This is a genomic window from Aeromonas sp. s12, assembly GCF_040907925.1.
Lineage (GTDB): Bacteria > Pseudomonadota > Gammaproteobacteria > Enterobacterales > Aeromonadaceae > Aeromonas > Aeromonas veronii.
The window spans coordinates 176,670-198,409 of the sequence record NZ_JBFOCT010000013.1; the positions used below are offsets into that span (position 1 = coordinate 176,670).

Here is a 21,740-nt window from a genome sequence, read left to right on the forward strand (position 1 = left end):
ACGGGGACTGCAGCTGGTCGGGGGAGCTGTGAGTGCAAGTGGTGGCTGTTCGGGCCGTGAATAGTGGCGAGCGCCCATAAAAAACGCCTCCACAAGGGAGGCGTTGTCGATAGCTGGTTATCAGGCCGCGTGATGGTAAGCGGAGGCTTCAAACAGCTTCTTGTTGGCCACCAGATCGATGGGATCAAAATCATCGACGTTGATGGTGCGCAGGCGACTTACCTCGGCGCGGCGCAGCAGCTCGGCTTCGCTCTGGGCCAGTACGCCAGCGGCCAGGCCGATGTCGGCCACCTTGTCCAGCGCCATGAAGGGGCGCTTGATACCATCGCTCTTGCAGACTTTCTCGAACAGCGGCTCGGCGGCCAGCACGTCATCGAGCGCCTGCTCCAGCAGACCGAAGGGGTTGCCCTCTTCGCGAGTCAGGTATTGGCCCTTGGCCAGGCGGCTGCGGGTCTCGCTCGGGGTTTGCAGCAGACGGGCAACCTGTTGGTCCAGCTTGTCGCACGGACGGTTCAGGTCACGACCCAGCGGCAATACCACGGCGCGCAGGGCAAGGCCAATCCAGCGGTTCGGGAAGTTGCGCAGCAGCTCGTCGATCGCCTCTTGTGCCTTGAACATGGCATCTTGCAGAGCCCAGTGCAGCAGCGGCAGGTCGGCCTGCTGGCGTCCCTCGTCCTGATAGCGCTTGAGGGCGCTGGAGGCCAGATAGAGCTGGCTCAATACGTCGCCAAGGCGGGCGGAGACCCGCTCCTTGCGCTTGAGCTCGCCACCCAGGGTGCCCATCGCCATGTCTGACAGGAACGCCAGGTTGGCCGAGAGGCGGGAGAGCTGCTGGTAGTAGCCCTTGGTCTGATCCTTGTAAGGGGCCGCGGCAAAGCGAGCGCCGGTCACACCCAGCCAGAAGCTGCGTACCAGGTTGCTGATGGCAAAGCCGACGTGGCTGAATACCGCCTTGTCGAAATCCTTCAGCGCCTGCTCCTTGTCGGGGTGGCTGGCAGCCAGCATCTCCGGCAGTACATACGGGTGGCAGCGGATAGCGCCCTGACCATAGATGATCATGCTGCGGGTCAGGATGTTGGCCCCTTCCACCGTAACGGCGATGGGGGCACCCTGATAGCCACGGGCCAGATAGTTGTTGGGGCCCATGCAGATGGCCTTGCCACCGTGGATGTCCATGGCATCGATGATGCACTTCTGGGCACGGTCGGTGAGGTGGTATTTGACGATGGCGGAGATGACCGAGGGCTTCTCGCCAAGGTCGATGCCGGTCACGGTCAGGTTGGCTGCGGCGCCCATGATGTAGGCATTGCCACCGATGCGGGCCAGCGGCTCTTCAATCCCTTCCATCTTGCCGATGGGCAGCTTGAACTGGCGACGGATGCGGCTATATGCGCCGCTCGCCAGGGCCAGCATCTTGACGCCACCTGTGCTGTTGGAGGGCAAGGTGATGCCGCGACCGACCGACAGACACTCGACCAGCATGCGCCAGCCCTGACCGGCCATGGCCGGGCCACCGATGATGAAATCGAGCGGGACGAACACATCCTTGCCCTGGGTCGGGCCGTTCTGGAACGGCACGTTGAGCGGGAAGTGGCGACGGCCGATGCCGACCCCCTTGATGTGTGTCGGGATCAGCGCACAGGTGATGCCGAGCTCTTCCTCTTCACCCAGCAGGTGCTCGGGGTCACGCAGTTTGAAGGCCAGACCCAGTACGGTAGCAATAGGGGCGAGCGTGATGTAGCGCTTGTTCCAGGTGAGGCGCATACCGAGCACCTCTTTGCCTTCCCACTCGCCCTTGCAGACGATACCGAAGTCGGGGATGGAACCGGCGTCCGAACCTGCCTCCGGGCTGGTCAGGGCGAAGCAGGGGATCTCTTTGCCTACCGCCAGGCGGGGCAGGTAGTAATCTTTCTGCTCGTCAGTGCCATAGTGTTGCAGCAGTTCGCCCGGGCCCAGCGAGTTGGGTACGCCAACGGTGGAGGCGAGCACGGCGCTGGCACCGCACAGCTTTTGCAGGACACAGGACTGGGCGTAGGCCGAGAACTCCAGACCGCCATATTTCTTCTTGATGATCATGGCGAAGAACTTGTTGTCCTTCAGGTATTGCCACACCTCGGGGGAGAGATCCGCGCGCTCGTGGGTCACTTCCCAGTCGCTCACCATGCGGCACACTTCCTCGACCGGGCCATCCATAAAGGCCTGCTCTTCGGCAGAGAGGGCGCTGACCGGGATGGCATGCAGTTTTTTCCAGTCCGGGTTGCCCGCGAACAGATCGGCTTCCCACCAGGTGGTGCCCGCTTCAATCGCCTCTTTCTCGGTGCGGGACATTTCCGGCATGATCGATTTGTAGATCTTGAACAGCGGCTTGGTTATTTGATTGCGGCGAAATTCCACCAGATTGAGCGGGATGGCAATCACCGCGAACAGCGCCCATACCAGCAAGGGCACATGACCATAGATGGTGCCAAGCACCAGGGCGGCGCCGGTGACCAGGGTGGAGATGAACAGGGATGCCCGGCGATAGGCCAGGGCTCCGATAACCAGGATCACCCCGAGCAGAGTGAGGGTCGTCGTCATTGCTTGCTCCTTGCGTGGTTAGGTTGCCAACGTGGCGTAACTGATCCAGAGGTCTGACCTGTTGGATATGGCCCCTGTTGTAATTCATACGCACAAAGTTATCAAGCTGTTTACATCTTCATTACCTTCTCTCTGTGATCCCCATAACGCTCACGCGCCGCCAGCGCTGTGGCTCGCAGGGGGGCGACTGTGCGATTCGCTTGTGCGAGAATAGCCGCGATCTACACGCACACTAAAAACAGTGGAAGAGACATCATGTACCAAGAATTGATCCGCAATGAACTGACCGAAGCTGCCAGCGTGCTGCAGGCCTTCCTGGCTGATGAGCAGAACCTGAAAAACATCGAAGCGGCCGCCAAACTGCTGGCCGACTCTTTCAAAGAAGAGGGCAAGGTGCTCTCCTGTGGCAACGGTGGCTCCCACTGTGACGCCATGCACTTCGCCGAAGAGCTGACCGGTCGTTACCGCGAGAACCGCCCGGGTTATGCCGGTATCGCCATCTCTGATCCGAGCCACCTCTCCTGCGTCTCCAACGACTTTGGCTATGACTATGTATTCTCCCGCTACGTAGAAGCGGTCGGCCGCCGTGGCGACGTGCTGCTTGGCATCTCCACCAGCGGCAACTCCGGCAATATCTTGAAAGCCATCGAGGCTGCCCGCGCCAAAGGGATGAAAGTGATCGCCCTGACCGGCAAGGATGGCGGCAAGATGGCAGGTCTGGCGGATGTCGAGATCCGCGTGCCGCACTTTGGCTATGCCGACCGTATTCAGGAAGTGCACATCAAGGTCATCCACATCCTGATCCAGCTGGTCGAAAAAGAGATGGCCAAGTAATCAGGCCATAACTACCAGATAAGGGCTGCGCCGGTAGCATGGTTCGCCATCTGCCGGTTGTTGCCAGTCACAGGGGAAGGGATTGCGCCTTCCCCTGCTGTCTGTCGAACCAGCGTGCTGGTCGAACATGACACAAGCCAAATCATGAAAGGAGTCTGCCGGATATGTGCGAACTGCTCGGCATGAGTGCCAATGTGCCGACCGATATCTGCTTCAGCTTTACCGGGTTGATGCTGCGCGGCGGCAAGACCGGGCCCCACAAGGATGGCTGGGGGATCACCTTCTACGAGGGGAAGGGCTTTCGTACCTTCAAGGATCCCGAGCCCAGCGCCCAATCTCCCATCGCCAGACTGGTACAGGCGCTGCCCATCAAGAGCTGCGCCGTGGTCAGCCACATTCGGCAGGCCAACCGTGGCTGCGTGTCACTGGAAAATACCCACCCCTTTACCCGTGAGCTGTGGGGCCGTTACTGGACCTTCGCTCACAACGGTCAGCTGACCGGTTACAAGAAGCTGCCAACCGGTCGCCACCGTCCGGTAGGGGATACCGACAGCGAGCACGCCTTCTGCTGGCTGCTCGACAGGCTAGAGCAAAAATATCCCAAGCGTCCAGCCAACTTTCCCGCCATGTTTCGCTATCTCGCTACCCTGTGTGACGAGCTCAGAGCGTTCGGAGTGTTCAACATGCTGCTCTCGGACGGGGAATATGTGATGAGCTACTGCAGCAACAACCTGCACTGGCTGACTCGCTGTGCGCCCTTTGGCGAGGCTAGTTTGCTGGATGAGGAGGTGGTGATCGACTTTCAAAGGGAGACCACCCCCAACGATGTGGTGACCCTGATCACCACCCGTCCGCTGACCGGCAATGAGAATTGGGTCAAAATGGCGCCCGGCGAATTCAATCTGTTTCGCATGGGGGAGCGGGTGGCGACCAACCAGGTCGCGTTTGAGCAAGATAAAAAAATACCAGGGTAGATACCTACCCTGGTTCTTCGCAGCAGCCATAAAAGGCAAAAGGGATGAGAGGTGTTGCTGAGCATCATCACTCTGACGGCATTGAGTGTTGATCAATTGTTAATTTGTGGCAATCAAGTTGTTGTCTTGACGGGCGTTTCAGCATCGCTATTTCGATACTGATCACATTTTTTGCCACTTTATTCCCTGAGCCATCCAATCGGGTGCTTCATCACAGCTTGGTCGTGAGCCACGACATCGAAAACTATCTATAGTATGGTCTGTTTGAATACCGTTCTGGAGGAGCCTCGCATGGAGTGGGTGGATCGCAAGGTGTTGCAGCAGCTGGCAGAGGATATCGGTCCGGATATGCTGCCCGTGGTCATCGCAGTCTTTATTGAAGAGGTGGGCGAGCAGCTGAGTCAGCTCAGACCCCTCTATGAACAGGGAGAGTGGGAGGCGCTGGCTCGGGTGGCGCACAGCATGAAATCATCCTGTGGCAGCTACGGCGCCATGCCGAGCTATCAGCAGGTGATGGCGCTGGAGATGGCCAGCAAGCAGGCCGATGTGGCCGAGGCTGAGCGCCAATTGCAACTGCTGGAGGCCTCCTTGCCTCAGGTGCTCGCGTTTCTTGCCGATTATCAGTAACGGCGCCATGCAGGGATGCCGGGGCGCCGTGACCGTTGCCTAACGCTGGTTGAGCAGTTGCTGGATGATCCGGTCCAGCGCCAGTTTCAGCTTCAACCGATCGTGCCGATGGGGCAGCTCAAGCTCGCCCAGCTCGGCTTCGATCACACGCCCTTGCCAGTCCCCCGCATCACTCGCGCCCTGTGGGGCCAGGATGGCATCCAGCCGACCCTGACCGACCCGGGACTCCAGCCAGCGACACTGACTCATCAGATCCAGCTGGCTGGCAGGACCGTTCTCCGCCACCAGATTGCAGACGAAAACCAGCATGGCGCTGCTCTCGTTGATGGCCTGGGCGATCTCGGCCAGCAGCAGTGGCGGCATGATGGAGGTGAGAAAACTGCCCGGCCCCAGAATGATCATGTCCGCCTGCTGCAATGCCAGCACCGCTTCCCGGGTCGCTTGCACTTCCGGCATCAGGCCGAGGGAGAGGGGCGGTGTTGCCAGTTGATCGATGGATACCTCTCCCAGGATCTGGGTGCCACACTCCATATGGGCGCAGAGATCGGTGGGAAATTCAGACATGGGTAGCAATTGTGACTCGATTTTGAGCATGTCACTGATCAGCTTGATAGCATCAAGAGGACGGACACAGAGATTATCGAGCGCCAGCAGCATCAAGTTGCCAAGGTTGTGGCCCGCCAGCTCGCCTTTGCCGGCGAAGCGGTACTCGAACAACAGGCTGCCGATGCTGGGATCGGTCACCAGCTGGTTCAGGCAGTTGCGCAGATCGCCCCAGGCGATGCACTCCTGACTCTTGCGCAGGCGTCCGGTCGAGCCACCATCATCTGTGGTGGCGACGATGCCGGTGAGCCGTTGACCGAGAAACGAGAGGGACGAAAGCACTCGTCCCATGCCATGGCCACCACCGATGGCAACGACCCGATCGAAGTCATTGATGTTTTTTTGCCACATATGGGCGTCCTGTTATTGGTCTCAGTTGACCGCTATGTTAGCAAGCGAAGCGAGATAATTGTTTGATAAAGGTATGATTTTTGCTTGAGGCAGCCATTCGATAAAACAAGGAGATGGTGTTGAAATTTCTGACCGTTCACTCCCTCGCCCAGAATTCATCGCTGGCGGCCCAAGATATCTGCGCGCAGCTGCGCCACCATGCCGATCAGGCCCCCTCCCTGCTGTTACTCTATTTTACCCAAGCCCATGAGGGGGCGATACTGCGCGACGTGCTCAAACGCCAGTTCCCGACGACCCGCCTGCTTGGGTGCAGCTCTTGCGGTGGTGTCATGACCGAGATGGGACACCACGCCCGAGACGGATATGGGCTGGCCGTTGCTGCTCTGTACGATGAGAAAGGGGCATTCGGGGTAGCCGGTGCCAGCGGTGACGGGGTGGATGTGCGGCAGTTGCTGCGCCGAGCCATGAGCGACTGTGGTCGGCCGGGCGAGCTGCCCCAGCTGATCCTGTTTCATGCCAGTCCCGGTAAGGAAGAGGGGCTGCTGGCCGGTATCGAGGCCGAACTCGGTGCCTCGGTGCCGGTGGTCGGTGGATCTGCGGCTGATAGCAGCGTCAGCGGTGACTGGCAACTCAGCTGGGATGAGGCGGTGGCCCAGGATGGCATCGGTCTGGCGGTGCTCTATCCTGATTGCCAGCTGGCCTTTCAGTTTCATTCGGGCTATGTGCCTGCCGAATTCAGCGGCGAGATCACCACCTGCAACGGGCGGGAGGTACTCACCATCGATCATCAGCCTGCCGCCGAGGTCTATGCCCGCTGGTGCGGGCGCGAGCAGCCCTGGCCGGTGGGGGCGATTTTGCGGGAGACCACGCTCACCCCGCTAGCTCGTCAGGTGGGAGCACTGGATGGCATTCCTTACTACAAACTCTCCCATCCCGAAGCTGTGACCGAACAGGGCGGGCTGCGGCTCTTTACCGATGTGGTGCAAGGGGAGCGTCTGCTGTTGATGTACAGCAGTCAGGAAGGGTTGTTGCAGCGCAGCCTCAATGCCATGCGCGTCGAGCCAGGGTATGGGGTCGATGTGGAATTGCAGCCTATCGGCGCGCTCATCATCTTTTGTGCTGGTTGCCGTTTGGCGCTAGGTGATATGTTGTGCCAATTTGTCGAGCAGAGCCAGGCTCGCCTCGGCAAGATCCCCTTTATCACCCCCTTTACTTTCGGCGAGCAGGGGCGGCTGCCCAATGGCGAGCTGGCCCACGGCAACCTGATGGTATCGAGCGTGATTTTCCTGACCCGTTGAGTCGGCAGAACATAACAGAGCAGGCAACAAGATGATTGGCAACAGTGAACTGGAAGCCCTCGGCGACAAATTGCAGACCACGCTGGTCGACCTTATGCGTTGCCGCGAGCGCGAGGCCAAGTATCGTCACGAGTCTCAGACTCTGCTGGGGGGCGTTGCCACCCTCGCCGATGCCAAGACGCTGGAGCAGGTGCTGGAGAGCCTTATCCAGGTGCTCAAACCCTTTATCGGCTTTGAGCACGCTGATGTGGTGGCCTGGGAAGGGGAGCAGGGAAGTACCCACCTCAGTACCGAGCCAATGCTATCAGCCCGCAGTTGGCGCATGACCCCGGCATTTGCCCGCGCCATCTCGGGTGAAACCCTGGTGATTTACGATCCCGCCCAGCTCCCTGAGCTTGCGCCGCTGGCGAGTGAGCCGGGCTGGGCCAGCGTGATGCTGACCGGGCTGCAGGCCCCCGGTTTTACCGCCACCCTCATCTGCCGCCACGCTCGGGCGGGCACCTTCGATCTCACCAGCAAGGCCGCCATGGAGCGTTGCCGTCCGCTTATCGCCCAAGCGCTGGTCAACATCACCTATCGGGCCCGCTTGCAGGAGCAGGTCGCGGTAAAAACCGAAGCGCTGCAGGCCAGCGAACGCCGTTTTCGCAGCTTCGCCGCCATGGCCTCTGACTGGTTCTGGGAGACAGATGCCGAGCATCGCCTCAGTTATGCCTCAGAGCCGGGTTATCTGGATGAGATGACCCCGCAGGCGACCCGGCCGACCCTCTATGACTACGTCTGCAACAAGCAGAGCTGCGATGCCCAGAAATACCTGCAGCTTTTGGCGCTGCGCCAGCCGGTGCGAGGGGTGCGGATGCAGGTTGCGCTGCAACACGGCCCCTGCTGGATGGAGGTGAGCGCCGAGCCCTGCTTTGACCATGATGGCCTGTTTATCGGTTATCGCGGCACTGCCCGGGATATCAGCAACCAGATCCGTAGGGAAGAGGAGCTGGCGCGGGCACGGGATGAGGCCGAAGCGGCCAACCGTGCCAAGTCCCAGTTTCTCGCCATGATGACCCACGAGATCCGTTCGCCCATGAATGCGGTGTTGGGGATGCTCGATCTGGTGCAGCATGCCGAGCTGGCGCCGGAGCAACAGAGCCTGCTGCGCCATGCCACCCACTCGGCCAGATTGCTGCAAACCATCATCGACGACGTGCTCGATTTTTCGAAAATCGAGTCGCAAACCCTGGTGTTTCACTGCGAGACCCTGCAACCCGTCCAGCTTTGCCAATCTCTGGTCGAGCCGCTGCAAGCTCGCGCGACCGCCAAGGGGATCGCGCTGGTTTATCGGGTCGATGAGTCGGTTCCCCGGGAGTTGCAGGGGGATCCGATGCGTTTGTCACAGGTGATGGGCAATCTGCTGGACAACGCCCTCAAGTTTACCGAGCAGGGGCAGGTGACTCTGCACCTGGGTTGGCAGGATGAGAAGCTGCTGATCTCGGTCTCCGACACCGGGATCGGGATCGCCGATGCGGATCAGGCGCTGCTGTTTGAACCCTTCTCCCAGGTCGACAACTCGGCCACCCGGCGTTTTTCCGGTACTGGCCTCGGTCTTGCCATCAGCAAACGTCTGGTGACGCTTATGGGGGGAGAGATCCACCTGAAGAGCGAGCCAGGCAAGGGAAGCTGTTTCTGGTTCGAACTGCCTGGCATGGCGTTGCCTTGCCATAGCCAGCCGCAGCGGGAGGAGGGGGCTTCGGCACTGCTGCCACTGGATGTGCTGGTGGTGGAGGACAGCCCGGTGAACCAGTTGGTGGTGTCGCTGATGCTGCAAAAACTGGTGGGCAAGGTACGGCTGGCAGCCAATGGTCTGGAGGCGCTGGCGCAGGTGGATGAGCAGCTCCCGGATCTGATCCTGATGGATATGCGGATGCCCCTGATGGACGGGCTGGAAGCGACCCGACGCTTGCGTGAGTTGGGATGCACTATGCCAATCGTTGCCCTGACGGCCAATGCGATGGCGGAGGACAAGGCGTGCTGTCTGGCGCAGGGGATGGATGACTTTCTCGCCAAGCCTATCACCTTGTCACGGTTGAGAGAGTGTTTGCAGCGTCACTTTGGTCAGCGGTTGCCGACGCGCGGATAAAAAAAATGGTCAACTTTGTGGGTTGACCAGTTCTTCAGCAAATACTGAAGAGAGCACGGGATAAATCGGGTTGTATCAATCTATATGAAAAATCTGTGCCAACTTTTTTGGGACTCTTTTGTGTTCAATTTTGGCCGTTTAGCGCAGCGGCTCTCTCTTGTTATGGTGTTTTGCGTTCCTACTTACTCGCAAAATGCGAATTTCACATTTTCATTGTTGGAATAATTGCATTTTGCAACGCTGTTTTTGTCATTGTGAAATCAGGCGATGCAGGAATTTACGGGCCGCTTCGCTGTTTTGTTTGGCAATCAGCATCTGCTTTTCATAAATCGGCATCGGCAATATCTCGAGCCAGCGCTGGCAGAGCCAGGCGGCATCTTCAAAGCGCTTGTCCGGATAGAGCTCATCAAGCTCCGGATACTGCTCGAACACTTCCCGCAGGCGATTGACCAGCAGCTTGTCGTTGAAATCTGAGTGGGTGCTCGGCCAGTTGGGCAGCATCTCCACCTTGGCCCGGCGCAGGCCCATCTCGTCTGTTTCCATCTCGTGGATACAGAAGCGCTCCAGTCCCAGCACCGTCACCCCCAGCAGGCCATCATTGAGGGTGTAGAAGTCGGTCACCTTGACCCGGGTGCCCACCGGCAGAATGCGGCCGGATTGTCCCGAGGTGGTCGACTCTTCCATCACGATGCCAAAGCCCTGATCGTTGATGAATGACTCCTTGAGCATCTGCAGGTGGCGTGGCTCGAACAGACGCAGAGGAAGCTTGCCGCCCGGCAGTATGTGGGAAGGCAAGGGGAACAGTGCCAAAGGTTGTAGTTTCATGTTCCATCCTCCATTGAGTAGTTGCTGAATATGACAATGCAGCGACTGTGCCAGAGAATGAAAAAAGCCACCGGAGGGTGGCTTTTCGGGCGGTTGAGGGCGCTTAGTTGCGCTGCTCCAGATACATGACAGCCGCTTCCACGCGGCTTTGCGCCTCGAGTTTCTTCAGCAGGCTCTTCACGTGAACCTTGACCGTTCCCTCGGAGATATGGAGCACCGAGGCGACCTGTTTGTTGGAGAGGCCTTTTGCAATTTCGCGCAGGATTTGCATTTCGCGACGCGTTAAGCTTTCCAGCTTCTGCTGCAGGTGATCCAGCTCGTAGATGTTTTCGAGATAGGGGCGCAGCGGTTCGCTCAGGATCTGCTTGCCAGTCATCACGTCGGCCAGCTGGGCCAGCAGCAGATCAGGCTCGGTATCCTTGAGCAGGTAGCCGTCGGCACCGGCCTTGAGCAAAGCCACCACATCCTGACGGGCATCGGAGACGGTGAGGATCACCACCCGGGAGGTGATCTCTTCGGCCCGCAGCGCCTTGAGGGTATCGAGGCCGGAGAGCCCCTTCATGTTGAGGTCGAGCAGGATCAGGTCCGGCTCGGACTCTTTGGCCAATGCCACGGCATCTGTGCCGTTGGAGGCTTCACCGGTCACCTCCATGTTCTCTTCCAGAGCCAGCAACTGCACAATCCCTTTGCGCATGAGGGGATGGTCATCTACGACCAGAACTGTGTATTTCATCTCGTCCATCAGGCGTCTCTCGCTAGACTGGTGGGAAAGGTCAGATGCACGCAGGTGCCTTGTGGTTGCTGCTCGTTGATGGTCAGCAGACCGTGCAGTTTGCTGGCGCGCTCGTTCATGATGCTCAAACCGTAATGGTTGATCGCCGAGCTGGCGAGTCCGATCCCGACACCGTCATCTGAAATCTGAACCTCAATGTTACCACTTGCGAGGGTCTCACAGCTAACATCAATCACTTGCGCGTTGGCATGTTTGATGGCATTGAGCACTGCCTCACGGATCAGCTGCAAAATGTGGATATGCTGGCCCGCCTCTAGGTCGTTGTCGGCCAGTCCGTAATGGAACCGGATTTCGGCCTGGGTCTGAGGCTGCAGTTGATCAAGCATGACGCGGATCGCTTCCCCCAGATTGGCATCGCCAATGGTGAGCCGGAAGGTACCGAGCAGTTCGCGCAACTGGGTATAGGCATTGCTAAGCCCCTCGTCGATCTGCTGCATCGCCTCCTGCGCCTTGTCATGTTGCCCCTTGGCGTAAGAGCGCTTGAGCAGAGTGGACTGGATCTTGAGATAGGAGAGGGCCTGCGCCAGCGAGTCGTGCAGTTCCCGGGCGATCACCGCCCGCTCCTCCATCAGCAGCAGTCGCTGCTGTTGCAGCAGGGTCTGATCCTTGTGCAGCACCTGAGCCAGCAGCATGGTGAAGTTCTTGATCAACCGCTCGTCGATGGGGTGCTGGCTGATGATGTCGAGGCGGCCGAACTCCTGCTCATCCATCTGCAGATAGAAGCTGGCGACCGCATCGAGATCGCCGGGCCAGCCGGTGCGCCCCGAGATGTAGACTGGCATGGCATTGTGCTCGAAGCGGGTCAGCCGGATGTGGTCGATATGCTGGTGGGCGGCAGCACGGTCCAGCAGTTTGATGAGGGTGCGGGTGCTGAGCGGGGCGGCGTGCAGCTTCTGGGCGGTCGAGTAGAGAAACGAGAGGGTGTCGTTGGCCTGTTGCAGCTTGGCGGTTTTCTCTTCCACCTTGTTTTCCAGCTCCCGATAGAGCTTGCCCAGCTCGTCTGCCATGGTGACGAAGGCGCGCGAGAGCTCCCCCAGCTCGTTTTCGCCGTGGGCGGGCAGCTTAAGATCGAAATCCTGCCGCTGGATCTGGCGGGCGCAGTAGACCAGCTGGTTGAGGGGGGCGACCACCTGCTGGCGGGTGAAGCGTACTGTAAACCAGGCGATGGTGATGATGGCCAGCAGGCCGAGCCCCTCCGCAAGCGCCAGCATCCTCACCTTGAATTCCACGTGGTACTGCATCTGATTGACGAAATTGTCGATGGCCGCCACAAACTGCTCGGTGTTATCGGTGTACCGTCTGGGAGTGCGATCCTCGATGTGTTGGCGCATCACCTGCCACTGGCCGAGCACCTCGCCATAGGTGCGACGCAGGGAGGCAGGAGTGATCCAGCGCTGGGTCTCCTGTAGCTCTTCGGCGTGCAGGGTCTCTTCAAACTGGGAGAGGCGCCCCAGCACGCTGTCGCCCCGCTCGATTTCGTAGGCCATCCGGTAGGCCTGCATCCGCAGCGAACCGGAGAGGTTGATCGCCTTGGCATCGGGTACCGAGTAGAAGAGGGTGACCATGGCGACCAGCGCGATCAGGCTGGCCATGAAGAGGATCAACACCATGGCGCGGCCGATGGCACTGCTGACCGAATGGACCCTGAACCGTTTTCCCATACTGATGCGCACCTCTGAATAGTGATAAGGACCCCGCAAGATGCGTGGGAGTGTACTCCAACTTGTGTTAGCATCGAAAAACTAGATGAACTCCGAGCGGTTTTGCCTAAGTCCTAGCGATAGGGGGAAACCAGCCGTCAGCCGACGTTCGAGCTGTAAGGGTCAGGAAAGAAATGCCCTGGCCTCCCGTATTTGGAAAGGTGTTTATGTTGCCACTTGAAGATGGTTTTTCCCGTCGTTTTTACTATTTGCGTCTGTCAGTGACCGATGTGTGCAATTTCCGTTGCACCTATTGCCTGCCTGACGGTTATCGTCCCCCCGAAGGTCACAAAGCGGGGCGTCAACCCTTTCTCTCGATTGACGAGATCCGCCGCGTGGTCAGCGGTTTTGCCGCCATGGGTACCCGTAAGGTGCGCATCACGGGGGGCGAGCCCTCCCTGCGCCGCGATTTCACCGAGATCGTCAAGGTGATTGCCACCACCCCGGGCATCGAGAAAGTTGCCATGACCACCAACGGCTATCGCCTCAAGGAGCGGGCTCAGGAGTGGTTTGATGCCGGACTCAACGCGCTGAATGTCAGTGTCGACAGTCTCGACCCGCGCCAGTTTCACCAGATCACCGGCGAGAACAAGCTGGCCGAGGTGATGGAGGGGATCGAAGCAGCACTGGCCGCCGGTTTCAAATCGGTGAAGATCAATGCGGTGCTGCTCAAGGGGCTCAACGACTACCAGCTTGATGCCTTTCTGGGCTGGATCAGGTACAAGCCCATCGAGCTGCGTTTTATCGAACTGATGCAGACCGGCGAGATGGATACCCTGTTTCGTGACCACCATGTTAGCGGCGAACAGATCAAACAGCGCTTGCTGGAGAGCGGTTGGGTGCAGCAGTTGCGGGGCACGGATGACGGTCCGGCGCAGGTCTTTATGCACCCCGACTCGCAAGGTGGGGTGGGGCTCATCATGCCCTATAGCAAGGATTTCTGTGCCGGTTGCAACCGGCTGCGGGTCTCCTCGCTGGGGAAGCTGCATCTGTGCCTGTTTGGCGACAACGGCATCGACCTGCGGGATCTGCTCGGCGCAGATGGGCAATCTGATGAGCTGCAACAGCGCATTCGCGCGGCACTGGCGGGCAAGAGTGCCACCCATCGTCTCCATGAGGGCAATGCCGGCATCACCCCTCATCTCGCCTCGATCGGCGGATAACCGCAAAAAATCGCCAACGATTAAATAGCAATCCTCACATGGAGGTATTTTAACCGATGCCTCCATTTTTATTGCGCTGCAAGGCTTTGATCTGGCGCAAGAATCCCCCCTGTTTATCTCCCTGGTGGTATATCCCTTACCTTGTCAGGGCCGCAATATACACCCACTCTTATAATTGGTATCAAGAATGCCAATCATGGACTCGCACTGTCCCCTTTTTCACCAGAACAGGAGTCAACATGCCGGATGAGATCGATCTTGCCCGCCGCGGCCTGTTCCGGGGGCGGCTGAGAACTGCCGAACCGCCGGTGCAGTTGCCCTGGTCAGTCAACTGGTCGGCATTTGTCGCCGACTGCACCCGCTGCGGGGACTGTCTGGCGGCCTGTCCGGAGCAGATCCTGGTGAATGGCGAGGGCGGTTTTCCGGTGGTCGATTTCCAGCGTGGCGAATGCACCTTCTGCACCGAGTGCGCCACGGTCTGCAAGGCGCCTGTGTTTCGCCCGACCAGCGAGTCCCCCTGGCACTACAAGGCCCATATCGAGGCCAACTGTCTGGCCAATGGTCAGGTGTTCTGCCAGCGCTGTCAGGACAGCTGTGAGCCAAATGCCATTCGTTTTATTCCGGTGCTGGGGCGTGTGCCCGCCCCGATGGTCGAGCCGGATCGCTGTAATGGCTGCGGCGCCTGTGTGCAGGATTGTCCGGTTGGCAGCATCAAGGTCGACGGGCGAGCCGCCCCATCCGGTGGTGCGAGCCAGCCCACCCTCAAGCAGGAGTCAGAATGAGTCAGAAGCCGTGTGACACAGAAGCCACAATGGATCAGGAGTTCCATGTATCGAGTCTGGTGGTGCTGACCCAGCCCCCTTTGCGCCATCAGCTCGCCGAGCAGATTGGTGCCCTTGAAGGGGCCGAGATCCACGCCATCAGTGACGAGGGCAAGCTGGTCGTGACCCTGGAAGGTCCGAGCCAGCGGCCGATCATGGCGGCCATTGATGCGATACAGGCGATGCCGGGTGTGCTCTCTGCCGCCCTGATTTACCACCAGTTCGATGAACTGGGCGGTCACTGAAAAGAGTGATGGGATGCCGGGCGTGCCCTCAGCCGCTGATGGCTGGCTCCCGTTCGACAGATTCGACAACTATTACGCGATAAGCAATGTGAGGATATGCCATGAAGCTGAGTCGACGCGACTTTATGAAGGCCAATGCGGTGGCAGCTGCCGCTGCCGTGGCCGGTGTCAGTGCCCCCACGCTGGCAGCCAATCTCATCACCAGTACCGACAAGACGGCCATCCATTGGGATAAGGCTCCCTGCCGCTTCTGCGGTACCGGCTGCTCCGTGCTGGTGGGCTCTCAGGATGGTCGGGTCGTGGCGACTCAGGGCGACCCCGATGCACCGGTCAACCGTGGCCTCAACTGCATCAAGGGCTACTTCCTCTCCAAGATCATGTACGGCCAGGATCGCCTGACCCAGCCGATGCTGCGGATGAAGAACGGCCAGTTCGACAAGGATGGCGACTTTGCCCCCATCAGCTGGGATCAGGCGTTCGACATCATGGCCGAGAAGTTCAAGGCGACCCTGAAAGAGAAGGGGCCGACCGCCGTCGGCATGTTCGGCTCCGGCCAGTGGACCGTCTGGGAAGGCTATGCCGCCGCCAAGCTGATGAAGGCCGGTTTCCGCTCCAACAACATTGACCCCAATGCCCGTCACTGCATGGCCTCTGCGGTCGTTGGCTTCATGCGTACTTTCGGTATGGATGAGCCGATGGGCTGTTACGACGATATCGAGCAGGCCGATGCGTTCGTGCTGTGGGGCTCCAACATGGCCGAGATGCACCCCATCCTCTGGTCGCGGATGTCCGATCGCCGTCTCTCCAATCCGGATGTACGGGTGCACGTGCTCTCCACCTTCGAGCACCGCAGCTTCGAGCTGGCGGACAACGGCATTGTCTTTACCCCGCAGACCGATCTGGCGATTCTCAACTATGTCGCCAACTACATCATCCAGAACGACAAGGTGAACTGGGACTTCGTCAACAAGCACACTGTGTTCAAGAAGGGGGTCACCGACATCGGTTACGGCCTGCGCCCGACCGATCCGCTGCAGCAGAAAGCGAAGAACCCGGACAGCGGCGATGCCACTCCGATGACCTTCGAGGAGTTTGCCAAGTTTGTGGCCGACTACGATGTGGAGTCTGTCTCCAAGCTCTCCGGTGTATCCAAGGAGAAACTGGAAAAGCTGGCCAAGCTCTATGCCGACCCGAGCAAGAAGGTGGTCTCTTACTGGACCATGGGCTTCAACCAGCATACCCGTGGCGTCTGGGCCAACAACCTCTGCTACAACATCCACCTGCTGACCGGCAAGATCTCCGAGCCGGGTAATGGTCCTTTCTCACTGACCGGTCAGCCCTCTGCCTGTGGCACCGCGCGTGAAGTGGGTACCTTTGCCCACCGTCTGCCTGCCGACATGGTGGTGACCGAGCCCAAACACCGCGCCATTGCCGAGAAGATCTGGAAACTGCCGGAGGGGACCATTCCCGACAAGGTGGGTTTCCACGCCGTGCTGCAGGATCGCATGCTCAAAGATGGCAAGCTCAACGCCTACTGGGTGATGTGTAACAACAACATGCAGGCCGGCCCCAACATGAATACCGATCGCCTGCCTGGCTATCGCGATCCGCGCAACTTCATCGTGGTCTCTGACCCTTACCCGACCGTCACTGCCCAGGCCGCTGACCTCATCCTGCCGACCGCCATGTGGGTGGAGAAAGAGGGGGCCTATGGCAACGCCGAGCGCCGCACCCAGTTCTGGCACCAGCAGGTGAAAGCGCCGGAAGGGGCCAAGTCCGACTTGTGGCAGCTGATGGAGTTCTCCAAGCGCTTCAAGGTTGAGGAAGTGTGGCCGGCTGAGCTGATTGCCAAGATGCCGGAAGTGAAGGGCAAAACCCTGTTCGACGTGCTCTATGCCAACGGTCAGGTCAACCAGTTCCCGAAAGAGCAGAGCAAAGGTCTGCTGAACGACGAGGCCGAGCACTTCGGATTCTACGTCCAGAAAGGGTTGTTCGAAGAGTACGCCACCTTCGGTCGCGGTCACGGCCACGATCTGGCGCCGTTCGATCAGTACCACGAAGCGCGCGGTCTGCGCTGGCCGGTGGTAGATGGCAAAGAGACCCTGTGGCGCTATCGCGAAGGGTTTGACCCTTACGTGAAAGCGGGCGAGGGGGTGCGTTTCTATGGCAAACCCGATGGCAAGGCGGTCATCTTCGCCCTGCCGTTCGAGCCTGCCGCCGAGTCGCCGGATAAAGAGTACGACCTGTGGCTATCCACCGGCCGCGTGCTGGAGCACTGGCACACCGGCACCATGACCCGTCGGGTACCCGAGCTTTATCGTGCCTTCCCGGATGCGGTGCTCTTCATGCACCCGGACGATGCCAAGGCTCGCGGCGTGCGTCGTGGCGAAGAGGTGATCGTCTCCTCCCGCCGTGGCGAGGTGAAGACCCGTGTCGAGACCCGTGGTCGCAACCGTCCGCCGAAAGGACTGGTCTTCATGCCCTTCTTTGATGCCAGCCAGCTGGTCAACAAGCTGACCCTGGACGCCACCGATCCGCTCTCGAAAGAGACCGATTACAAGAAGTGCGCCGTCAAGGTGATGAAGGCTTAAGGCGGGGGAGTGCGAGATGAGTCGTAGTCGTCGCCAGTTTCTGGCCGACATGGCCAAGGGGGCCTGCGGTGTGGGCCTGCTTGGCGTGGGGCTCGGTGGCGTGGCCCGCCAGCAGGCACAAGCTGTGCCTGCCCAGGCGCTGCGTCCGCCCGCCGCTCTCGATGAAACAGAGTTCCTCAGCGCCTGCGTGCGTTGCGGGCTCTGCGTTGAGGCCTGCCCCTACGACACCCTCAAGCTCGCCCGGCTGTTTGACCCTGTGACCACTGGTACCCCTTATTTCAAGGCACGTGCCGTGCCCTGCGAGATGTGTGATGACATCCCTTGTGTGGTGGCCTGTCCGAGCGGGGCGCTGGATCAGCAGATGACCGACATCGATCAGGCCCGGATGGGGGTGGCAGTGCTCATCGATCACGAGACCTGCCTCAACTATCTGGGGCTGCGCTGCGATGTCTGTTATCGGGTCTGCCCGCTGATTGACAAGGCGATCACTCTTGAGCTGCAGCATAACCAGCGTACCGGCAAACACGCCATGTTCCTGCCCACGGTACACAGCGATGTCTGTACCGGCTGTGGCAAGTGCGAGCATGCCTGCGTGCTGGAGGAAGCGGCCATCAAGGTGGTGCCACGCCAGCTCGCCAAAGGTGAGCTGGGTCATCACTACCGGCTCGGCTGGGAAGAGAAGGCCAAGGCGGGGAACAAGTCGCTCATCGGCGACAGACTCACCCTGCCCACCCGCAAACCGGAGGGGTTATGAGTCGTTATCCGGGGGAAGAGGCTAGCATCAAGCTGGGGTGGTGGCGTTCCCACCGCTTCCTGCTGCTGCGTCGGCTGAGTCAGTTCAGCGTGCTCGGGCTGTTTTTGCTGGGGCCGCTGGCGGGCATCTGGATCCTCAAGGGCAACCTCTCCAGCTCGCTGTTGCTGGAGACGGTGCCGCTGACCGATCCCCTCACGCTGTTGCAGTCGCTGGCGGCGGGTCACTGGCCCATCGCCACTCTCTGGCTGGGGGCTGCCATTGTGCTGGCCGGTTACTGGCTGGTCGGGGGGAGGGTGTTCTGCTCTTGGGTCTGTCCGGTCAACCTCATCACGGATGCTGCAGCCTGGCTCAGGGTGCGCCTTGGCCTCAAGGGCAATGGCCAGTTCAGCCGTGCGACCCGCTACTGGCTGTTGGCCATGGTGCTGGTGGTGCCTGCTGTGGTCGGCGTGATGGTGTGGGAGCTGGTCAATCCGGTGTCACTCGCCATGCGCGGCCTGCTGTTTGGCATGGGGGCTGGCTGGGCCCTGCTTGCAGCGCTATTCCTGTTCGATCTCTTCGTGGTTGAGCGGGGTTGGTGCGGTCATCTCTGTCCGGTGGGGGCCTTCTATGCCCTGGTCAACCGGGTCGGATTTATCAAGATTTCTGCCAAGGGGCGCGAGCGGTGCAACAACTGCATGGATTGTTATGCGGTTTGCCCGGAGCGTCCCATCCTGCGCGGGCCTGTTCATGGTGCCAAGCGCGGTCATGGGCCCTTGATTGCGGCTCAGGAGTGTACCAACTGTGGCCGCTGCATCGATGTCTGCGCGGAACAAGTTTTTGAAATCACTGTAGGTTTTGCCGTCAAGGCAGAAAAAACGTCGGAGAACAAATAATGAAAAAGCTGATTGGAGCAATGCTGGCCTGCCTGATGGCGGGATCCTTGATGGCAGCGGCCCCCGAGATCACCAACAGTACCGGTGGCCTCAAGTCCGAGCGTGGCGCCACCGATCTGGTGACCGATGCCACCGCCGCGCCCCTGAAAAACTTCCGCAAGGATGGCGCGCCCTACGATCGCCAGTACATGCATCAGCCGCCGCTGATCCCCCACGACATTCGCAACTACGAGGTGGATACCAAGGTCAACAAGTGCCTGGCTTGCCACAGCTTCAAGAATGCCAGTGCCATGAAGGCTCCCAAGATCAGTCCGACTCACTTCGAGACCCGCGACGGCCTGACCCTGGGTGAAGTGTCGCCGCGTCGCTACTTCTGCCTGCAGTGCCATGTGCCGCAAGCGGATGCCAAGCCGCTGGTGGAAAATACCTTTAAACCGGTTGAAGCGCTGAACTGAGGAATCCATAGATGAAATTACCCGGCTTTATCCAACGTCTGTGGACCACCTTCAAGTCACCATCGAAGGCAGCTCTCTGGGTCATCTTGCTGATGGGCTTCTTTGGTGGCGTGATTTTCTGGGGTGGCTTCAACACCGCAATGGAAGCTTCCAACACCGAGGCCTTCTGCACCAGCTGTCACGAGATGAAGGACAACGTGTTCGAGGAGTACCGCGACACCATCCACTACGCTAACCGCTCCGGTGTGCGGGCCAGCTGCCCGGATTGTCACGTACCCCATGAGTGGACCTACAAGATCATCCGCAAGGTGCAGGCTTCCAAGGAGCTGTGGGGCATGATCACCGGCAAGGTGGATACCCGCGAGAAGTTCGAGTCGCACCGACGCGAGATGGCGGAGCGGGAGTGGCAACGAATGAAAGAGACTGATTCGCGCGAGTGCCGCAACTGCCACAACTTCGAGTACATGGACTTCTCCCTGCAGGGGCAGCGTGCCGCCAAGATGCACTCTACCAATCTGGCCAGTGGTGAAAGTACCTGCATCGACTGTCACAAGGGGATAGCTCACCAGCTGCCCGACATGACCGGGGTGAAAGGGTTCTGATCCTGCGACGACAGGCCGGGTTTGCCCGGCCTGCGTTTTGTTCATATATGGGACAAGCATCAGATTTGTGTGTCTTTTAAATCCCATATCTCGTGAAACCTTTGATAGAATCAGCCCGCCGTCACACGCTTGAGCAAGTTGGTCACCCCTGTCTGCGTCAGTTTTTGCGCCCTGACAGCTGGCCTCTCATACCCCTTCTCTTCCTGCCTCGTTGACGGCCCATAGCCACAAGGAGCTGCCCGATGGGACAGAAACACAACGCATTTATTCCCCTCAAGATCGCCGTGCTGACGGTCTCCGACAGCCGCACCGCCGCCGATGACAGCTCGGGCGACTATCTGGTCTCGGCCCTTACCGACGCGGGCCATCAGCTGGCCGATCGGGCGCTCTGCCCGGACAACCTGTTTCGTATCCGCGCGCGGGTGAGCGAGTGGATCGCCGATGAGGGGGTGCAGGTGGTACTGATTAACGGCGGTACCGGCTTCAACGAACAGAACCGGGTGCCGGAAGCGGTCGGTGTGCTGTTCGAGCGCACCGTACAGGGTTTTGGCGAGATGTTCCGTCAACTCTCTTTTGCCGAGATTAAAGGCTCCGCCATGCAGAGCCGTGCGCTGGCGGGACTCGCTAATCGCACCCTGATCTGCTGTCTGCCGGGCTCCACCGGCGCCTGTCAGCTGGGTTGGGAGCAACTGATCCGCGATCAGCTCGATGCCCGCACCAAGCCGTGCAACTTTGTCTCCCACCTCTGAGAGCAAGTGATGAACCAGACCGATACCAAGCAGACCCAGCCCAACCTGACGCATCTGAACCAGAGCGGCGAAGCCCATATGGTGGATGTGACCGACAAGCAGGTAACCGAGCGTGAAGCCCGTGCCGAGGCGTTTGTTGCCATGGCCCCCGAGACGCTGGCGCTGATCCTGAGCGGCCAGCACCACAAGGGGGATGTATTCGCCACCGCCCGCATCGCCGGCATCATGGCCGCCAAGAAGACCTCCGATCTAATCCCCCTCTGTCATCCGCTGGCCTTGACCAAAGTCGAGGTGGAGATAGTGCCGCTGGCCGAGCAGCGCAAGGTGCATATCCGCACCCTCTGCAAGCTCTCAGGCAAGACCGGGGTTGAGATGGAGGCACTGACCGCCGCGTCGGTAGCGGCGCTGACCATCTACGACATGTGCAAGGCGGTGCAAAAAGACATGGTGATCGAACAGGTGCGGCTGGTAGAGAAAAAGGGCGGCAAGTCCGGCCATTTTCAGTTGGGGTTAACGAGCGGGGAACAAGCATGATCAAGGTACTGTTTTTTGCGCAAGTAAGAGAGCTGGTGGCCTGCGACGAGTTGAGCCTGCAGTGCGACTACGCCACCGCCGAACAACTGCGCGCGGCGCTCTGTGAACGCGGCGACAAGTGGGCGCTGGCGCTGGAAGCAGGCAAGCTCTTGGTCGCGGTCAATCAGACCTTGGTGCCCCTCGATACCCCCATCAATGATGGCGATGAGGTGGCCTTCTTCCCGCCGGTGACCGGAGGTTAAGG

At 59.7% G+C, this 21,740-nt stretch carries 21 protein-coding genes and 1 riboswitch; of the genes, 16 read left to right on the forward strand and 5 right to left on the reverse strand.

Going from position 1 to position 21,740, the window contains the following annotated elements; genetic code table 11:
- Nucleotides 1-120: 120 nt before the first annotated feature.
- The gene (fadE, locus tag AB5Y67_RS06225; protein WP_199427278.1) at nt 121-2,577 is read right to left on the reverse strand and encodes an acyl-CoA dehydrogenase FadE; all 2,457 of its coding nucleotides are present in this window, start codon (nt 2,575-2,577) and stop codon (nt 121-123) included.
- Between the two features lie 255 nt (nt 2,578-2,832).
- Here fadE and lpcA point away from each other — a divergent pair, with 255 nt between their 5' ends.
- From lpcA to AB5Y67_RS06240, 3 genes are all read left to right on the forward strand, one after another.
- Nucleotides 2,833-3,411, forward strand: coding sequence for a D-sedoheptulose 7-phosphate isomerase (lpcA, locus tag AB5Y67_RS06230; RefSeq protein WP_005334485.1), 579 nt, complete (start codon nt 2,833-2,835; stop codon nt 3,409-3,411).
- 164 nt (nt 3,412-3,575) lie between these two features.
- A complete protein-coding gene (locus tag AB5Y67_RS06235) occupies nt 3,576-4,385 on the forward strand; it encodes a class II glutamine amidotransferase (protein WP_005334483.1) in 810 nt (269 codons plus the stop codon).
- 291 nt (nt 4,386-4,676) lie between these two features.
- Nucleotides 4,677-5,012, forward strand: a complete 336-nt coding sequence (locus tag AB5Y67_RS06240; protein WP_005353511.1) for an Hpt domain-containing protein — start codon at nt 4,677-4,679, stop codon at nt 5,010-5,012.
- 39 nt (nt 5,013-5,051) lie between these two features.
- Here AB5Y67_RS06240 and yvcK read toward each other — a convergent pair whose 3' ends face one another.
- Complete coding sequence (gene yvcK, locus AB5Y67_RS06245) at nt 5,052-5,966, reverse strand: uridine diphosphate-N-acetylglucosamine-binding protein YvcK (RefSeq protein WP_040065206.1); 915 nt, start codon at nt 5,964-5,966, stop codon at nt 5,052-5,054.
- Between the two features lie 113 nt (nt 5,967-6,079).
- On the opposite strand from yvcK, the gene AB5Y67_RS06250 reads away from it, so the two are divergent.
- The gene (locus tag AB5Y67_RS06250) at nt 6,080-7,264 is read left to right on the forward strand and encodes an FIST signal transduction protein (RefSeq protein WP_368207581.1); all 1,185 of its coding nucleotides are present in this window, start codon (nt 6,080-6,082) and stop codon (nt 7,262-7,264) included.
- Between the two features lie 31 nt (nt 7,265-7,295).
- Nucleotides 7,296-9,392, forward strand: a complete 2,097-nt coding sequence (locus tag AB5Y67_RS06255) for an ATP-binding protein (RefSeq protein ID WP_019446540.1) — start codon at nt 7,296-7,298, stop codon at nt 9,390-9,392.
- A gap of 249 nt (nt 9,393-9,641) precedes the next feature.
- Here the strand turns inward: AB5Y67_RS06255 and AB5Y67_RS06260 are convergent, their stop codons facing one another.
- The 3 genes from AB5Y67_RS06260 to narQ form a co-directional block, all read right to left on the reverse strand.
- Nucleotides 9,642-10,217, reverse strand: a complete 576-nt coding sequence (locus AB5Y67_RS06260) for an LON peptidase substrate-binding domain-containing protein (protein ID WP_005334473.1) — start codon at nt 10,215-10,217, stop codon at nt 9,642-9,644.
- A gap of 103 nt (nt 10,218-10,320) precedes the next feature.
- Complete coding sequence (gene narL, locus AB5Y67_RS06265; RefSeq protein WP_005334471.1) at nt 10,321-10,959, reverse strand: two-component system response regulator NarL; 639 nt, start codon at nt 10,957-10,959, stop codon at nt 10,321-10,323.
- A complete protein-coding gene (gene narQ / locus AB5Y67_RS06270) occupies nt 10,959-12,671 on the reverse strand; it encodes a nitrate/nitrite two-component system sensor histidine kinase NarQ (protein ID WP_005334468.1) in 1,713 nt (570 codons plus the stop codon). The genes narL and narQ overlap by 1 nt, the downstream gene beginning before the upstream one ends.
- Nucleotides 12,672-12,749: 78 nt before the next feature.
- Nucleotides 12,750-12,890: riboswitch (molybdenum cofactor riboswitch) on the forward strand.
- Here narQ and moaA point away from each other — a divergent pair.
- The 11 genes from moaA to moaD all read left to right on the forward strand — a co-directional run bounded on the left by moaA (nt 12,878) and on the right by moaD (nt 21,738).
- The gene (gene moaA, locus AB5Y67_RS06275) at nt 12,878-13,873 is read left to right on the forward strand and encodes a GTP 3',8-cyclase MoaA (protein ID WP_040065406.1); all 996 of its coding nucleotides are present in this window, start codon (nt 12,878-12,880) and stop codon (nt 13,871-13,873) included. (Overlaps the previous riboswitch by 13 nt.)
- 239 nt (nt 13,874-14,112) lie before the next feature.
- Complete coding sequence (gene napF / locus AB5Y67_RS06280; RefSeq protein ID WP_064340966.1) at nt 14,113-14,655, forward strand: ferredoxin-type protein NapF; 543 nt, start codon at nt 14,113-14,115, stop codon at nt 14,653-14,655.
- A gap of 29 nt (nt 14,656-14,684) precedes the next feature.
- On the forward strand, nt 14,685-14,939 hold the full coding sequence (locus tag AB5Y67_RS06285) for a chaperone NapD (RefSeq protein ID WP_064341022.1): 255 nt from the start codon (nt 14,685-14,687) through the stop codon (nt 14,937-14,939).
- Nucleotides 14,940-15,040: 101 nt separating this feature from the next.
- A complete protein-coding gene (napA, locus tag AB5Y67_RS06290) occupies nt 15,041-17,530 on the forward strand; it encodes a nitrate reductase catalytic subunit NapA (protein WP_199427277.1) in 2,490 nt (829 codons plus the stop codon).
- A gap of 16 nt (nt 17,531-17,546) precedes the next feature.
- Nucleotides 17,547-18,284, forward strand: a complete 738-nt coding sequence (napG, locus tag AB5Y67_RS06295) for a ferredoxin-type protein NapG (RefSeq protein WP_058059905.1) — start codon at nt 17,547-17,549, stop codon at nt 18,282-18,284.
- Nucleotides 18,281-19,156: a quinol dehydrogenase ferredoxin subunit NapH gene (gene napH / locus AB5Y67_RS06300; protein WP_199427276.1), complete on the forward strand. Its 876-nt coding sequence runs from the start codon at nt 18,281-18,283 to the stop codon at nt 19,154-19,156. The genes napG and napH overlap by 4 nt, the downstream gene beginning before the upstream one ends.
- The gene (locus AB5Y67_RS06305; protein WP_005334452.1) at nt 19,156-19,611 is read left to right on the forward strand and encodes a nitrate reductase cytochrome c-type subunit; all 456 of its coding nucleotides are present in this window, start codon (nt 19,156-19,158) and stop codon (nt 19,609-19,611) included. Before napH ends, AB5Y67_RS06305 begins: the two co-directional genes overlap by 1 nt.
- Nucleotides 19,612-19,622: 11 nt before the next feature.
- Nucleotides 19,623-20,213 carry a cytochrome c3 family protein gene (locus AB5Y67_RS06310; RefSeq protein ID WP_005353459.1) on the forward strand — a complete coding sequence of 197 codons (591 nt, stop codon included), beginning with the start codon at nt 19,623-19,625 and terminating at the stop codon, nt 20,211-20,213.
- Between the two features lie 242 nt (nt 20,214-20,455).
- Nucleotides 20,456-20,962 (forward strand): molybdenum cofactor biosynthesis protein B, encoded by a 507-nt coding sequence (gene moaB, locus AB5Y67_RS06315; protein WP_005344126.1) that lies wholly within the window; start codon nt 20,456-20,458, stop codon nt 20,960-20,962.
- A gap of 9 nt (nt 20,963-20,971) precedes the next feature.
- Nucleotides 20,972-21,496 (forward strand): cyclic pyranopterin monophosphate synthase MoaC, encoded by a 525-nt coding sequence (moaC, locus tag AB5Y67_RS06320; protein ID WP_199427275.1) that lies wholly within the window; start codon nt 20,972-20,974, stop codon nt 21,494-21,496.
- Nucleotides 21,493-21,738 (forward strand): molybdopterin synthase sulfur carrier subunit, encoded by a 246-nt coding sequence (gene moaD, locus AB5Y67_RS06325; RefSeq protein WP_199427274.1) that lies wholly within the window; start codon nt 21,493-21,495, stop codon nt 21,736-21,738. Before moaC ends, moaD begins: the two co-directional genes overlap by 4 nt.
- Nucleotides 21,739-21,740 lie beyond the last annotated feature (2 nt).